Below are 14882 nucleotides of genomic sequence, written 5' to 3' on the forward strand. Positions count from 1 at the left end.
CCATGAGCGAAAAGATCATCGTCAAGGTGATGGACCGCGCGCAGGCGGCGATCGATCCGGCCGAGGGTATCGCCGCAGTATCCGATCCGGGCTTCGGCGGCATCGATGTGTTCATCGGCAAGGTGCGCGACGTCAATATCGGCCGGCCGGTGACCGGGATCACCTACGACCTGTTCGAGCCGCTGGTGCTGAACGAATTCAAGCGCCTGGCCGCGGAAGTGGAGGCTGCGTTCGGGCCGAAGCTGAAGCTCTATGTGGCCCATGCCAAGGGTCGCCTGGGTATCGGCGACGTGGCGGTGGTGGTGGCTGCCGGCAGCCCGCACCGTGACGAGGCCTTCCGTGCCTGCCGGCAGCTGATCGAAGCGGTCAAGCACCAGTGCCCGATCTGGAAGCAGGAGCATTACGAGGACGGCGACAGCGAATGGAGCGAGGGGTGCAGCCTCTGCCATGCGGACAGCGAGCCCGCACATGCCCATGACCACGCGCACGACCACCACCACCATTGACGGAATCGTGCTGGCCGGCGGCCTGTCCAGCCGCATGGGCCGCGACAAGGCGTTGCTGCCGTGGCAGGGGCGCACGCTGCTGGAGCACATGCGCGGCCTGTTGTTGCAGGCTGGTGCCAAGCGGGTCTGGGTAAGCGGCGACTATCCGGCTTTCGGCGGCATCCCCGACCAGGTGGCGCGCTGTGGCCCGTTGGGCGGGCTCCATGGTGTGGCCATGCGCATGCCCGATGGCCCGGCCTGGGTGGTACCGGTGGATACGCCGCTGCTGCCCCCGCGCCTGTTACATCAATTGCGTGACGGCCATCGCAGTCCGTGTACGATCTTTGCGGGCCACCCCCTGCCCATGCTGCTGAATATGGACGATGCTTGCCGGGCCGCGCTGGCATCGATGCTGGATGACCCCGGCGGCCCGCGCTCGCTGCAGGCGCTGCAGCGCCGCCTGGGCGTGAACACCGTCGCCCTGGCCGCGGTTGACGAGGCCGGACTCGTCAACTGCAATACCCCCGAACAATGGGAGGGTGTTGCGTCATGAAAGTGCAGTTGCAGGACCAGTCGGTACGGCTTCGCCTGGACGAGGCCGAGCTGGCGCGCCTGCTGGCCGGTGAATCGGTCGAGAACATGACCCGCTTTGGCGGCATCGATGGCTGGGGCATGGCGGTCTCGCTGCATGCTGGCGAGCAGCCCGTGCTGCTGGACGGCGGCACCTTCTGCCGCCTGGTGCTGCCGCGCAATGCGGTGGAGGCATTGGCGGCACGCCTGCCGTGCCGTGATGGCCTGCCGTTCGACATCGCCCTGGACGAGGGCGGCCAGCTTCAGCTGCAGTTCGATGTGGATGTACGCGACAGCGTGCGCCAGCGCGGGGTAGCCCGCCGCAGCACGGCTTCATCGGTTTGACATTTGTCAGGGGCAGGGTGGAAACCCGTTCCTGATTGATCCAGATCAACCCCGTCGTCCGTGCTGCACGGCCTAATGGCTTCATGACGACGGGTCACAACTTGAAACGCAGTACCCACGTCATTCCACAGCCTTGGAGCCATGTATGACCGTCGGTAGCGATTCTGTTGTCCGCAGCACCTCCCGTCCGGGTCGCGTCATCAGCGACTGGACGCCGGAAGACCCCGGCTACTGGGAGCGCACCGGCAAGCGGGTCGCCACCCGCAACCTGGTCATCTCGATTCCCTCGCTGCTGCTGGCCTTTTCGGTCTGGGTGCTGTTCTCGGCGGTGTCGATCAGCCTGCCGAAGATCGGCTTCAACTTCAGTACCGACCAGCTGTTCTGGCTGGTGGCGCTGCCCAGCCTGTCCGGCGCGACCCTGCGCATCTTCTATTCGTTCGTGATTCCGATCTTCGGTGGCCGCCGCTGGACGGCGCTGTCCACCGCCTCGCTGCTGGCGCCGACGATCTGGCTGGGCTTTGCGGTGCAGGACCCGGCCACGCCGTACTGGGTGTTCGTGGTCATCGCCATCCTGTGCGGATTTGGCGGTGCGAACTTCTCTTCGTCGATGTCCAACATCTCTTTCTTCTACCCCAAGCAGAAGCAGGGCCTGGCGCTGGGCCTGAACGCCGGCCTGGGCAATGTGGGCGTGTCGGTGGCGCAGGCGGTGATTCCGCTGGTGATCACCGTGGGCGTGTTCGGTGCGCTGGGTGGTGCGCCGCAGCCCACGGTGGAGGGCGGGGCGTCGCTGTTCGTGCAGAACGCAGGTTTCATCTGGGTGCCGGCGATCGCGATCTGTGCGGTTGCGGCCTGGTTCGGCATGAACGACCTGACCAGCGCGCGCTCGTCGTTCTCCGAGCAGGCGGTGATCTTCCGCCGCAAGCACAACTGGCTGATGTGCTGGCTGTACATCGGTACCTTCGGTTCCTACATCGGCTTCTCGGCCGGCTTCCCGATGCTGGTGAAGAGCCAGTTCCCGGACGTGAATCCGCTGGCCTACGCCTTCATCGGCCCGCTGCTGGGCGCGCTGATGCGCTCGGTGGGCGGCAGCCTGGCCGACCGCTGGGGCGGCGCGCGCCTGACCTTCTGGGTGTTCGCGCTGATGATCGCCGCCGTGTTCGGGGTGCTGCACTTCCTGCCCAGCCACGGCCAAGGCGGCAACTTCCATGGCTTCCTGCTCAGCTTCATGGCGCTGTTCGTGCTCAGTGGCATCGGCAACGGCACCACCTTCCGCATGATCCCGGTGATCTTCCGCACCCTGCACGAGCGCTGGTCGGCCAACGACAGCGCCGAAGGCAAGGCGGCGGCCGCGCACCAGGCCAGCATCGAGTCGGCCGCGGTGGTCGGCTTCTCCGGTGCGATCGGCGCCTATGGCGGCTTCTTCATCCCCAAGAGCTACGGCTCGTCCATCACCTTGACCGGCAGCCCCGACATGGCGCTGTACGGATTCGTTGTTTTCTACATCACCTGCCTGGCCGTGACCTGGTGGTGGTACTACCGGCGCGGTGCCGAGACACCCTGCTGACAACTTGAAAACGCACCGCAGCCAATGAACACCACAGCCACGTTGCAGATGTCCGCAAAGGGAGACCCCCGATGAGTTATTTCCTTGATCGCTTGCAGTTCTTCAAGCGCGACCCCCAGTCTTTTGCCGATGGTCATGGATTTGCCAAGAGCGAGGGCCGTGACTGGGAAAACAGTTACCGCGCCCGCTGGCAGTACGACAAGGTCGTGCGCTCCACCCACGGCGTGAACTGCACCGGCTCGTGCAGCTGGAAGATCTACGTCAAGAACGGCCTGGTCACCTGGGAAACCCAGCAGACCGATTACCCGCGTACGCGCCCGGACCTGCCCAACCATGAACCGCGTGGCTGCCCGCGTGGCGCCAGCTATTCCTGGTACCTGTACAGCGCCAACCGGCTGAAGTATCCGCTGATCCGCGGCACGCTGCTGCGCCTGTGGCGCGAAGCGCGCAAGAGCAAGGCCCCGGTGGATGCCTGGGCCAGCATTGTCGAGGACAAGGAAAAGGCGCGTTCGTACAAGACCCGCCGCGGCATGGGCGGCTTCGTGCGGCTGCAGTGGGAAGAGGCCAACGAGATCATTGCGGCCTCCAACCTGTACACGGTGAAGCAGTACGGCCCGGATCGCGTGGTCGGCTTCTCGCCGATCCCGGCGATGTCGATGGTGTCCTACGCCGCGGGCGCACGCTACCTGTCGTTGCTGGGCGGCGCCTGCCTGTCCTTCTATGACTGGTACTGCGATCTGCCGCCGGCCTCGCCGCAGATCTGGGGCGAGCAGACCGACGTGCCCGAATCTGCCGACTGGTACAACAGCCGCTACATCATCGCCTGGGGCTCGAACGTGCCGCAGACGCGCACGCCGGACGCGCATTTCTTCACCGAGGCGCGCTACAACGGCACCAAGACGGTGGCGATCTGCCCGGACTATTCCGAGCTGGCCAAGCTGACCGACCACTGGCTGCACCCCAAGCAGGGCACCGACGCGGCGCTGGCCTTCGCCTTCGGCCACGTGATCCTGCGCGAGTTCCATGTCGATTCGCCTTCGCAGTACTTCCAGGACTACTGCCGCCAGTACTCGGACATGCCGATGCTGGTGCGCCTGGAACGTCGCGACGATGGCCGGCTGGTGCCGGGCCGCTTCCTGCGTGCCAGCGAGCTGGGCGGGCTGGGCGAAGCCAACAACCCCGACTGGAAGACCCTGGCCTATGACGAAACCAGCGGCCAGATCGTGGTGCCGAATGGCTCGATCGGCTTCCGCTGGGGCGAGAAGGGCAAGTGGAACATCGAGGAGAAGGCCAGCAACGGCGCCGATACGCGCCTGCAGCTGAGCCTGTCTGAAGCCCACGACGGCATCGAGGCGGTGAGCTTCCCGTACTTCGGTGGCATCGAGACCGAGGGCTGGACCGCAGCACCGGCCGATGAGGTGCTCGACCGCAACATCCCGGTGCGTCGCCTGGCCCTCGCCGACGGCGGCGGCACCCTGGTGGCCACGGTCTACGACCTGCTGTTGGCCCAGTACGGCGTGGACCGTGGCTTCGGCGGCGGCAACGTGGCGCGCAGTTTCGACGACATGGTGCCGGGCACCCCGGCCTGGCAGGAGCGCATCACCGGCGTGTCGCGTGCGGAAGTGATCGAGATCGCCCGCGAGTTCGCGCGTACCGCCGACAAGACCCACGGCCGTTCGATGATCATCGTCGGCGCGGGCATGAACCACTGGTTCCACAACGACATGAACTACCGCGGCCTGATCAACATGCTGATCATGTGCGGTTGCGTGGGCCAGACCGGTGGCGGCTGGGCGCATTACGTGGGCCAGGAAAAGCTGCGCCCGCAGACCGGCTGGCAACCGCTGGCGTTCGGCCTGGACTGGAGCCGCCCACCGCGGCACATGAACGGCACCTCATACTTCTACTTCAACACCGGGCAGTGGCGTTACGAGAAGCTGCAGGTGGACGAGCTGCTCTCGCCGTTGGCCGATGCCAGCAAGTACAGCGGCAGCCTGGCCGATCTGAACCTGCGCGCCGTGCGCATGGGCTGGTTGCCGTGCGCGCCGCAGCTGGACCGCAATCCGCTGCAGCTGGTGCGCGAGGCGGAAGCGGCCGGCGTGGCCCCGGCCGACTATGCGCTGGGCAAGTTCAAGGATGGCTCGCTGGACTTCGCCTTCGCCGACCCGGATGCGCAGCAGAACCATCCGCGCATGATGTTCATCTGGCGCTCGAACCTGCTCGGTTCTTCGGGCAAGGGCCACGAGTACATGCTGCGGCATCTGCTCGGCACGCGCCATGGCCTGCAGGGCAAGGACCTGGGCGAGATGGGCGCGATCAAGCCGGAGGAAGTGAAGTGGCGTGACGAGGCGCCGGAGGGCAAGCTGGACCTGCTGGTCACGCTCGACTTCCGCATGTGCACCACCGCGCTGTACTCGGACATCGTGCTGCCGACCGCAACCTGGTACGAGAAGGACGACCTCAATACCTCGGACATGCACCCGTTCATCCATCCGCTGTCCAAGGCGGTGGACCCGGCGTGGGAGTCGCGCAGTGACTGGGAGATCTTCAAGGAGGTCGCCCGCACCGTGAGCGAGATGGCGCCGGGTGTGCTGGGCGTGGAAAAGGACCTGGTGCTGGTGCCGACCCTGCATGACACGCCCAACGAACTGGGCATGCCGTTCGGCGTGGCCGACTGGAAGAAGGGCGAGTGCGAGGCCATCCCGGGCCAGACCATGCCGTCGATGACGGTGGTGGAGCGCGACTACCCGAACCTGTACCGCAAGTTCACCTCGCTGGGCCCGCTGCTGGACAAGCTGGGCAACGGCGGCAAGGGCATGAGCTGGGACACAAAGCACGAGGTCGAATTCCTCGGCAAGCTCAACCACACCGTGCACGACGAGGGCGTCAGCCACGGCCGCCCGGCCATTTCGACCGCGATCGACGCGGCCGAGGTGATCCTGCACCTGGCGCCGGAAACCAATGGCCACGTGGCAGTGAAGGCCTGGGAGTCGCTGGGTACCTTCACCGGCCGTGAGCACACCCATCTGGCGGTGGGCAAGGAGCACGAGGCGATCCGCTTCCGTGACATCCAGGCGCAGCCGCGCAAGATCATCTCCTCGCCGATCTGGTCGGGGCTGGAAGACGACAACGTCAGCTACAACGCCGGCTATACCAACGTGCACGAGCTGATTCCGTGGCGCACGGTGACCGGTCGCCAGCAGTTCTACCAGGACCATGAGTGGATGATCGACTTCGGCGAGGCCTTCATGGGCTACCGGCCGCCGGTCAACACGCGCACGGTGGAGCCGCTGTTGAACCAGCGCCCGAACGGCAACAAGGAGATCGTGCTGAACTGGATCACCCCGCACCAGAAGTGGGGCATCCACAGCACCTACAGCGACAACCTGATCATGCAGACGCTGTCGCGCGGTGGCCCGATCGTGTGGTTGAGCGAGGATGACGCGCGCAGCGCCGGAATCGTCGACAACGACTGGATCGAGCTGTTCAACGTCAACGGTGCGATTGCCGCGCGTGCGGTGGTCAGCCAGCGCGTGATGCCGGGCATGGCGATGATGTACCACGCCCAGGAACGCATCATCAATGTTCCGGGTTCGGAGATTTCCGGTACCCGCGGCGGCATCCACAACTCGGTGACCCGCATCGTGCTCAAGCCGACCCACATGATTGGTGGCTACGCGCAGCTGGCCTATGGCTTCAACTACTACGGTACCTGCGGTACCAACCGCGACGAGTTCGTGATCGTACGCAAGATGGACAAGGTCGATTGGTTGGACGATGAGCAGCCCGCTGGTGCTTCGGCATCGGCCAGCAAGGAGGTGGTGTGATGAAGGTCCGTGCACAGATCGCGATGGTGCTGAACCTGGACAAGTGCATCGGCTGCCATACCTGCTCGATCACCTGCAAGAACGTCTGGACCTCGCGCGAGGGCGTCGAGTACGCCTGGTTCAACAACGTGGAAACCAAGCCGGGCATCGGCTACCCGAAGGAGTGGGAGAACCAGGACAAGTGGAACGGCGGCTGGGTGCGCACCCGCGCCGGCAAGCTGGTGCCGCGTGCTGGTGGCCGCTGGCGGATGCTGGCCAAGATTTTCGCCAACCCGGACCTGCCGCAGATCGACGATTACTACGAGCCCTTCGACTTCGACTACCAGAACCTGCACACCGCCAAGGACAGCCAGCACCAGCCCACCGCGCGGCCGCGCTCGTTGATCAGCGGCGAACGCATGCAGAAGATCGAGTGGGGCCCGAACTGGGAGGAAATCCTCGGTTCGGAGTTCAGCAAGCGCTCGCGTGACTACAACTTCGACCAGGTGCAGAAGGAAATCTACGGCGCCTTCGAGAAGACCTTCATGATGTACCTGCCACGCCTGTGCGAGCACTGCCTGAACCCGGCGTGCGTATCGGCGTGCCCGTCGGGCGCGATCTACAAGCGCGAGGAAGACGGCATCGTGCTGATCGACCAGGACAAGTGCCGTGGCTGGCGCATGTGCGTGTCGGCCTGCCCTTACAAGAAGATCTATTACAACTGGAAGAGCGGCAAGTCGGAGAAGTGCATCTTCTGCTATCCGCGCATCGAGATGGGCGAGCCGACCGTGTGCTCGGAGACCTGCGTGGGTCGCATCCGCTACCTGGGTGTGATGCTGTACGACGCCGACCGCATTGCCGAGGCCGCCTCGGTGGCCGCCGAGAAGGACCTGTACCAGGCGCACCTGGACATCTTCCTGGACCCGAACGACCCGGCGGTGATCGCTGCCGCGCGCAAGGAGGGCATTCCGGACAGCTGGCTGGACGCGGCCAAGCAGTCGCCGGTCTACAAGCTGGCCATCGACTGGAAGCTGGCGCTGCCGCTGCACCCGGAATACCGCACGCTGCCGATGGTCTGGTACGTGCCGCCGCTGTCGCCGATCCAGTCGGCGGCCGAGCGTGGCCGGGTGGGCATGAGCGGCGAGTTGCCGGACGTGGCTTCGCTGCGCATCCCGATGCGCTACCTGGCCAACCTGCTGACCGCCGGTGACGAGGCGCCAGTAGTGCGCGCGCTGGAGCGGCTGATGGCGATGCGTGCCTGGCGCCGGGCCAAGAACGTGGACGGCTTGGAAGACACCGCTGTGCTGGAGCAGACCGGGTTGAGCATTGCCCAGGTGGAAGAGATGTACCGCTACCTGGCCATCGCCAACTACGAGGACCGTTTCGTGATTCCGACCGGCCACCGCGAATATGCCAACGATGCCTTCGGCGAGCGCGGCGGCTGCGGCTTCACCTTCGGCAACGGCTGCAACGGTGACAGCCCGGCCGACCTGTTCGGCCAGCGCAGCACCAGCACGTTCGTTGTGGACAAGGGGCCCAACCACCGCCGCAAGGAGGTGGTGTGATGAGCGTGCTCAAGCTGGTCGGGGTGCTGCTGGACTACCCCCGTGAGGAACTGTGGCAGCACGGCGAGGAACTGCTCGCCGCCTGCGACGACCCGGCGCTGAGCGCCGCCCGCCGCCAGCAGCTGCGCAGCTTCGTGCAGCAGCTGCTGGGTACCGATGCGCTGGATGCGCAGGCCGCCTGGCTGGCCAGTTTCGACCGTGGCCGTTCGATGAGCCTGCTGCTGTTCGAACACATCCATGGCGAATCGCGTGATCGCGGCCAGGCCATGGTCGATCTGGTCGAAACCTACCGCCGTAACGGCTTCGAGCTGGACGCCCGCGAGCTGCCGGACTACCTGCCGCTGCTGCTGGAGTTCCTGGCCCATCGGCCCGGCAGCGAGGCCCGTGAGTGGCTGCACCACATCGGCCACATCGCCGGCATGCTGGCTGCGCGCGCCGCCGAGCGCGAGCTGCCGCATCGGGTGCTGTTCGAGATCCTGGTCGAAGCCGGCGACGGCAAGGCCGATCTGCAGGCGCTGCGCCAGCGTGCCAGTGAAGAAGTCCGCGACGATACCGCCGAGGCCATGGACCGCTTGTGGGAGGAAGAGGCGGTGCGCTTCGGCGCCGAAGCCCCTGCCGAAGACTGCAAGCCGCCCGTGCGTTCGCCGGCCCGTCCTTCGCATCGAGAGGTCCAGCCATGAGTTACTCCCTGCATCAATTCGCCTTCCAGTACTACCCGTACATCGCCGTGGCGGTGCTGCTGATCGGCAGCTGGGCCCGTTATGACAAGGCCATGTACACCTGGCGCACCGGCTCCAGCCAGATGCTGTCGGACAAGGGCATGCGGATCGGCAGCAACTGCTTCCACATCGGCATCCTGGCCATCCTCGGTGGCCATCTGGTCGGACTGTTGACCCCGCACGCGGTGTACGAGCACTTCATCACCTCCTCGCAGAAGCAGATGCTGGCGATGGTGGTCGGCGGTGTGTTCGGCGCGCTGTGCTTCATCGGCATCAGCATCCTGCTGGTACGCCGCCTGTTCAATGCGCGTGTGCGTGCCACCGGTAGTTTTGGCGACACGCTGGTGCTGGTGCTGCTGTTCGCCCAGCTGTGCCTGGGCCTGTACAGCATCCGCATCTCGGCCGGCCACCTGGACGGCGGGGTGATGGTGCAGCTGGCCGAATGGGCCCAGCACATCGTGACCTTCCGTGCCGGTGCCGCCGACTACATTGAAGGCGTCAGCTGGGTCTACAAGATGCACATCTTCCTGGGCCTGACCCTGTTCCTGATCGCGCCGTTCACTCGCCTGGTGCATGTGTGGAGCATTCCGATCAGTTACCTGTGGCGGCCGTACCAGGTGGTGCGCCGGCGCCAGGCCACGCTGCGCTACGGGCCGCGGGAGTGAGCCATGGGCAGCCTGCCGAAATTCCTGCCGATCACCGTGATCGACTCCGCCGCACCTGTGCCCGCCGAGGCGCATTCGCACCACCACGATGCGGCGGAGCAGGGGCCGCGTTCGCTCGGGCAGCCGGCACCGTGCCGGCTGTTCGTGGACGATACCGCCATCAGCGAGGCCGAGATCGCCCGCGAGATGCAGCACCATCGGGCGATGCGCCCGGAACAGTCACGCGCCGAGGCAGCGCGTGCACTGGTGGTGCGCGAGCTGTTGCGCCTGGAGGCGCAGCGGCTGGGGCTGCAGGCGCCCGAGGGTGGCCGGGTCAGCGATGAAGAAGTGCTGATCCAGCAACTGCTGGAAGATGCGATCGAGGACCGTGTACCGACCGACGAGGACTGCCGCCGTTACTTCGAGCAGAACCCGGAGCGCTTCCGCTCGCCCGATCGTGTGCGACTGCGCCATATCCTGCTGGCGGCACCGGCCGACGACGTGGCCGGGCGGTTTGCCGCACGCACCGAGGGTGAGCGGCTGGTGGGGCTGCTGAAGGAATCGCCGCACCTGTTCGCCGATTTCGCCCTGCGCCATTCGCGTTGCCCCTCCAGCAGCGAGGGCGGTGACCTTGGCTGGTTGCAGCGGGGCCAGACCACGCCGGAGTTCGATCGCCAGGTGTTCCGCCTGCGCGAAGGCCTGGCCGGCTTCCCGGTGGAATCGCGCTGGGGCTACCACGTGGTCTGCGTTGATGCCCGCGAGGAAGGCCAGCCGCAGCCATTCGAAGCGGTGCTGCCGCAGCTGCGTGATTACCTGGAGCTGCAGGTGCGCCAGCGCGAGGTGCAGGCCTACCTGTTGCAGCTGCAGGAACGCTATCCGGTGCGCGGGCTGGAAGAGATCGAAGCTGAAGCGGATATCGGCTGACCCACCTTGAACGAGGAGACCCCATGAACCAGGCTCTTGCCCCCGCCAGTGCCGGGCAGCAGCAGCGTGCGCTGTGGCTGAGCACTTTCGCTTTTGCCGTGTGTTTCGCCGTGTGGATGATCTTCTCGATCATCGGCATCCAGATCAGCCAGCAGCTCGGACTGAACGACACCGAGTTCGGCCTGCTGATCGCCACCCCGGTGCTGACCGGTTCGGTCAGCCGCGTGTTCCTCGGCATCTGGTCCGACCAGTTCGGTGGCCGCAAGGTGATGGTGCTGGTGATGCTGTGCGGTGCCGTGGCCACCTGGATGCTGACCTATGCGCAGACCTACACCCAGTTCCTGTTCGCTGCGCTGTGCGTGGGCATCGCCGGCGGCAACTTCTCGGTCGGCGTGGCCTACGTGTCGAAGTTCTTCCCGGCCAGCAAGCAGGGCACCGCGCTGGGCATCTTCGGTGCCGGCAACATCGGCTCGGCGGTGACCAAGCTGCTGGCGCCGCTGGTGATGGTGGCCGCCGGCTGGACCATGGTGGCCAAGGTCTGGGCCGTGGCGTTGGCCGTCACCGCCGTGTTGTTCTTCCTCTTCAGCAAGGAAGACCCGTCGCTGGAGCAGCGCCGCCGCGAAGGCGTGAAGCCGGTGCCGTTCGCCGAGCAGATGGCGCCGCTGAAGAACCTGCAGGTGTGGCGGTTCTCGCTGTACTACTTCTTCGTGTTCGGCGGCTTCGTGGCGCTGGCGTTGTGGCTGCCGCACTACCTGGTGGGCGCCTATGGCATGGACGTGGGCACCGCCGGCATGCTGGCGGCGTGCTATTCGATCCCGGCCAGCCTGTTCCGCGTGGTCGGTGGCTGGATGTCGGACAGGATGGGCGCGCGCCGGGTGATGTACTGGACCTTCGGCGTCTCGGCCATCTGCACCTTCCTGCTGGCCTACCCGGACACCGAGTACGTGGTGAAGGGCATCCACGGCCCGATCCACTTCCACCTGGCCATCGGCGTGGTGCTGTTCACCGTGCTGGTGTTCGTGCTGGGCTTCTTCATGTCGCTGGGCAAGGCCGCAGTCTACAAGCACATCCCGGTGTACTACCCGGATCGCGTCGGCGCGGTCGGTGGCGTGGTCGGCATGATCGGCGGCCTCGGCGGCTTCATCCTGCCGATCGTGTTCGGTGCGCTGAACGATGCGCTGGGCATCTGGAGCAGCTGCTTCATGCTGCTGTTCGTGCTGGTGGCCGCTGCACTGGCCTGGATGCATTTCGCCATCCGCCGCATGGAGCGCCGCCATTTCCCGCAGATCGACCGCGAGACGGATCTGCCTGAAGCCATCGATGCCGCCGCGGCAGATCGTGCGCGCGGCAGGTGAAGGGTTTTGCCGGCCAGCGGCCGGCACTACCGTGTGTGTGAAGGGGTAGTGCCGGCCGTTGGCCGGCATGAATCCCCGGATGCGTCGCGCTTGATTTCAATCAGGGCAACGCGAGGAGGGACGCCCGAAGATGTCTGCCATGAGCTTCCACGTTGACCAGAGTGAGGACACCGCGCTGCAGGCGGCATTGCTGCGGCAACCCCGGCATGTGCTGTTCCCGCCGGCTGACCAGTTCAGCACCGGCTTCGGCGAAAGTGGATGGCGCGCCGCGGTGCGCGCCAGCAACGAGCACCTGATCCCGCGCGGCCTGACCCTGGGCTTCCAGGCCGGGCGCGGCGGGCGCGAGGTATCGCCGCAGGCCTATCTGGAGACACTGCTGCAGGCGCTGCGGTTGCAGGCCGATGCACTGGCCGAGGACCGCGAGGTGGTGGCCATGGTCCTGCAGCTGGGGCTGGCCGAAACGCTGCCACCGCCGCAGCTGGGCCAGCTGCTGGACGCGGTGCCGCAGCATCTGCGCACCGTGGCGCGCCCGCAGGTGGAGGTGCGGCTGGATGCAGGCAGCGCACTGTCTCCGGAACAACTGCGTGCGCTGGGGTGCACCCGCCTGAACGTGATCGACCGGGCTGACGCGCCGGGGCCGACCCTGCTGGCGCAGGCGCGGCAGGTGGGCTTCACCGCGCGCTACTACCAGTTGCGGGTGCCAGCCTGCGAGGATGCCGGCTTCATCGAACGCCTGCATGAGGTGCTGGCCGAAGCGCCCGAGCGCGTGCTGCTGCCGGCACCGTGCGCGTTGCCGCAGCATCCGTCCGCCGCGAACTGGCTGCAGGCCTGGCGCCTGCTGCGCGCAGCGGGTTATGAGGAAATCGGGGGCGATCACTATCAACGGGGTGACCTGCCGAACCCGCACGGGCCTGGCGATGGCCAGCGCCACTGCGACCTGGCCGGCGTACCGCGCCGTGACCGCAGCGATTTCATTGGCCTCGGCCTGTCTGCCTGCAGCCAGATCGGCGAGGTGTTCTATCGGCTGGAGGACGAATGGGATCAATGGCGCGCTCGGCTGCAGGCCGGGCACATCGGCGTGTCCGCCGGCCTGATCCTGTCTGAAGACGAGCGGCTGGCGGCCGAGGTGGCGCAGAGCATTGCCTGCGACCATGCCCTGGACGCCGCGGCCTTCGAATGGCGCAACGATGAACCGTTCGAGGAGTGCTTTGCCGCACAGCTGCCGGCGCTGTCTCCACTGCTCGCTCGCGGCTGGGCGCAGTGGGACGCACGCGTGCTGCGCCTGGCCGAAGAAGGTCGCCTGCTGTGGCGTATGATGGCTGCATGCTTCCGGCCGGCGGCCGCCATCGCTTGAGTCTTGCCTCGATGTCTCCGAATCCGTCCTCGCACGGCCGCCTTCGCCAGGCGACACCGAACCCCGCTGCTGCCGACGACGGCGACGCACTGCATTTCTGCAGCACCTGCGCGTTCTCCGATGCCTGCATGTCGCAGGGGTATGACAAGACCGCGCTGGGTGACCTGCATGTGCTGGTCGACCATGTCGGTCCGTTCCATGCCGGTGACTACATTTTCCGTGCCGGCGAATCGTTCGATTCGATCGCGGCGGTGCGCGCGGGCATGGTCAAGACCTTCGTCGATGACAGCCAGGGCAATGAGCAGGTGCTGGGCTTCAGCCTGCCAGGTGAGGTGATCGGCCTGAACGCGATCCATGGTTCGCGCTTCCCCTGCAATGCGGTGGCGCTGGATACCGTGCACCTGTGCCGCATCTCGTTCCCCAAGTTGAGCCTGCTGGCCACGCGCATGCCGGGGCTGCAGGCCAAGCTGTTCAGCCTGCTCAGTGCGGAGATCGGCAAGGTCGCCACGCTGGCGGCCAACCACCGCACCGAGGAGCGCATGGCCGCGTTCCTGTTGGACATGTCCGAACGTTATGCTCGGCGCGGCTTCTCTGCCACGCGCTTCAACCTGACCATGGCGCGGACCGAGATCGCCAACTACCTGCGGATGGCGCCGGAAACCGCCAGCCGCGTGCTGCGCCGCCTGAGCGATGATGGGATCATCGCGGTGAAGCAGCGCGAGATCCTGCTGCTGCAGCCCGAGCGCCTGGCGGCGCTGGCGGTGGCTGACGAATCCGATCCGAACTGAACCTGGCCGGGAGCCGACCATGAAACGAGCGGGACTGTTGTTGCTGGGACTGCTGGCCACGGTGCCGGCCTGGGCGGCCGGCCTGACGGTGTCGGCGGCATCGAGCCTGACCGAGAGCTTCCGTGAACTGGGCGCCGCCTACGAGAAGGCACACCCGGGAACCAAGGTCGATTTCAATTTCGCCGCCTCGGGCGTGCTGCTGCAGCAGATCAGCCGCGGCGCGCCGGTGGACGTGTTTGCGTCGGCCGATGAAACCACCATGGACCAGGCCCAGCAGCAGGACCTGCTGGCGGCCGGCACGCGCGAGGTGTTCGCGGTGAACGCGCTGTGGGTGGTGGTGCCGCCGCAGGCCACGGCCGCGCCGCGCAGCTTGAAGGACCTGGCCGGTGCCAGCGTGCAGCGCATTGCGCTGGGCAACCCGGACAGCGTGCCGGTTGGCCGCTATGCCAAGGGCGCGCTGGAGAAGGCTGGGCTGTGGCCGTCGGTGCAGGGCAAGACCATCACCACGCAGAACGTGCGCCAGTCGCTGGATTACGTGGCGCGCGGTGAAGTGGACGCCGGCTTCGTCTATGCCACCGATGCGCAGGCGATGCCCGACCGGGTGCGCCGGGCCTTCGCAGTGCCGGTGTCGGGGCGCATCGCCTATCCGCTGGCGGTGACCAAGGCCAGTGCGCAGCCGGTCGAGGCCAAGCGCTTCACGGCGTTCGTGCGTTCGGCGCAGGGCCAGGCGATCCTGGCCAAGCACGGATTTGGCAAGCCCTGA

The 14882-nt window shown here is 66.4% G+C and carries 13 protein-coding genes; all 13 read left to right on the top strand.

Annotated features, from left to right (window positions below; all coding sequences use genetic code 11):
- The first annotated feature begins 2 nt into the window (after nucleotides 1-2).
- The 13 genes from AC5P7U_RS02540 (at nucleotide 3) to modA (ending at nucleotide 14882) form a co-directional block, all read left to right on the top strand.
- The gene (locus tag AC5P7U_RS02540) at nucleotides 3-506 is read left to right on the top strand and encodes a molybdenum cofactor biosynthesis protein MoaE (protein WP_006449611.1); all 504 of its coding nucleotides are present in this window, start codon (nucleotides 3-5) and stop codon (nucleotides 504-506) included.
- Entirely contained in the window at nucleotides 475-1038 is a 564-nt protein-coding gene (gene mobA / locus AC5P7U_RS02545) for a molybdenum cofactor guanylyltransferase (protein ID WP_414555016.1), read from the top strand. Before AC5P7U_RS02540 ends, mobA begins: the two co-directional genes overlap by 32 nt.
- Nucleotides 1035-1400: a DUF7009 family protein gene (locus AC5P7U_RS02550; RefSeq protein WP_006449608.1), complete on the top strand. Its 366-nt coding sequence runs from the start codon at nucleotides 1035-1037 to the stop codon at nucleotides 1398-1400. Before mobA ends, AC5P7U_RS02550 begins: the two co-directional genes overlap by 4 nt.
- 145 nt (nucleotides 1401-1545) lie before the next feature.
- On the top strand, nucleotides 1546-2964 hold the full coding sequence (locus AC5P7U_RS02555) for a NarK family nitrate/nitrite MFS transporter (protein WP_312563540.1): 1419 nt from the start codon (nucleotides 1546-1548) through the stop codon (nucleotides 2962-2964).
- Between the two features lie 71 nt (nucleotides 2965-3035).
- Complete coding sequence (locus AC5P7U_RS02560; protein ID WP_414555017.1) at nucleotides 3036-6791, top strand: nitrate reductase subunit alpha; 3756 nt, start codon at nucleotides 3036-3038, stop codon at nucleotides 6789-6791.
- A complete protein-coding gene (gene narH / locus AC5P7U_RS02565) occupies nucleotides 6791-8335 on the top strand; it encodes a nitrate reductase subunit beta (protein ID WP_197564338.1) in 1545 nt (514 codons plus the stop codon). The genes AC5P7U_RS02560 and narH overlap by 1 nt, the downstream gene beginning before the upstream one ends.
- A complete protein-coding gene (narJ, locus tag AC5P7U_RS02570; protein WP_049457435.1) occupies nucleotides 8335-9015 on the top strand; it encodes a nitrate reductase molybdenum cofactor assembly chaperone in 681 nt (226 codons plus the stop codon). The genes narH and narJ overlap by 1 nt, the downstream gene beginning before the upstream one ends.
- Nucleotides 9012-9719 carry a respiratory nitrate reductase subunit gamma gene (narI, locus tag AC5P7U_RS02575; RefSeq protein WP_006449390.1) on the top strand — a complete coding sequence of 236 codons (708 nt, stop codon included), beginning with the start codon at nucleotides 9012-9014 and terminating at the stop codon, nucleotides 9717-9719. The genes narJ and narI overlap by 4 nt, the downstream gene beginning before the upstream one ends.
- Nucleotides 9720-9722: 3 nt before the next feature.
- Nucleotides 9723-10622, top strand: a complete 900-nt coding sequence (locus AC5P7U_RS02580; protein WP_006449389.1) for a peptidylprolyl isomerase — start codon at nucleotides 9723-9725, stop codon at nucleotides 10620-10622.
- A gap of 23 nt (nucleotides 10623-10645) precedes the next feature.
- A complete protein-coding gene (locus AC5P7U_RS02585) occupies nucleotides 10646-11977 on the top strand; it encodes an MFS transporter (protein WP_414555019.1) in 1332 nt (443 codons plus the stop codon).
- A gap of 139 nt (nucleotides 11978-12116) precedes the next feature.
- A complete protein-coding gene (locus tag AC5P7U_RS02590; RefSeq protein ID WP_197564341.1) occupies nucleotides 12117-13331 on the top strand; it encodes an oxygen-independent coproporphyrinogen III oxidase in 1215 nt (404 codons plus the stop codon).
- Between the two features lie 11 nt (nucleotides 13332-13342).
- Nucleotides 13343-14119, top strand: coding sequence for a helix-turn-helix domain-containing protein (locus AC5P7U_RS02595; protein WP_049457447.1), 777 nt, complete (start codon nucleotides 13343-13345; stop codon nucleotides 14117-14119).
- Between the two features lie 19 nt (nucleotides 14120-14138).
- Nucleotides 14139-14882 (top strand): molybdate ABC transporter substrate-binding protein, encoded by a 744-nt coding sequence (modA, locus tag AC5P7U_RS02600; RefSeq protein WP_006449311.1) that lies wholly within the window; start codon nucleotides 14139-14141, stop codon nucleotides 14880-14882.

The organism is Stenotrophomonas sp. YJH_SMC_57 (assembly GCF_059369755.1).

Coding starts and splice junctions, on each gene's coding strand:
- narI (WP_006449390.1), top strand. CDS start 9,012: ATGAGTTACTCCCTGCATCAATTCGCCTTCCAGTACTACCCGTACATC.
- narH (WP_197564338.1), top strand. CDS start 6,791: ATGAAGGTCCGTGCACAGATCGCGATGGTGCTGAACCTGGACAAGTGC.
- AC5P7U_RS02560 (WP_414555017.1), top strand. CDS start 3,036: ATGAGTTATTTCCTTGATCGCTTGCAGTTCTTCAAGCGCGACCCCCAG.
- mobA (WP_414555016.1), top strand. CDS start 475: ATGACCACGCGCACGACCACCACCACCATTGACGGAATCGTGCTGGCC.
- narJ (WP_049457435.1), top strand. CDS start 8,335: ATGAGCGTGCTCAAGCTGGTCGGGGTGCTGCTGGACTACCCCCGTGAG.
- AC5P7U_RS02550 (WP_006449608.1), top strand. CDS start 1,035: ATGAAAGTGCAGTTGCAGGACCAGTCGGTACGGCTTCGCCTGGACGAG.
- modA (WP_006449311.1), top strand. CDS start 14,139: ATGAAACGAGCGGGACTGTTGTTGCTGGGACTGCTGGCCACGGTGCCG.
- AC5P7U_RS02590 (WP_197564341.1), top strand. CDS start 12,117: ATGAGCTTCCACGTTGACCAGAGTGAGGACACCGCGCTGCAGGCGGCA.
- AC5P7U_RS02580 (WP_006449389.1), top strand. CDS start 9,723: ATGGGCAGCCTGCCGAAATTCCTGCCGATCACCGTGATCGACTCCGCC.
- AC5P7U_RS02585 (WP_414555019.1), top strand. CDS start 10,646: ATGAACCAGGCTCTTGCCCCCGCCAGTGCCGGGCAGCAGCAGCGTGCG.
- AC5P7U_RS02555 (WP_312563540.1), top strand. CDS start 1,546: ATGACCGTCGGTAGCGATTCTGTTGTCCGCAGCACCTCCCGTCCGGGT.
- AC5P7U_RS02595 (WP_049457447.1), top strand. CDS start 13,343: ATGTCTCCGAATCCGTCCTCGCACGGCCGCCTTCGCCAGGCGACACCG.
- AC5P7U_RS02540 (WP_006449611.1), top strand. CDS start 3: ATGAGCGAAAAGATCATCGTCAAGGTGATGGACCGCGCGCAGGCGGCG.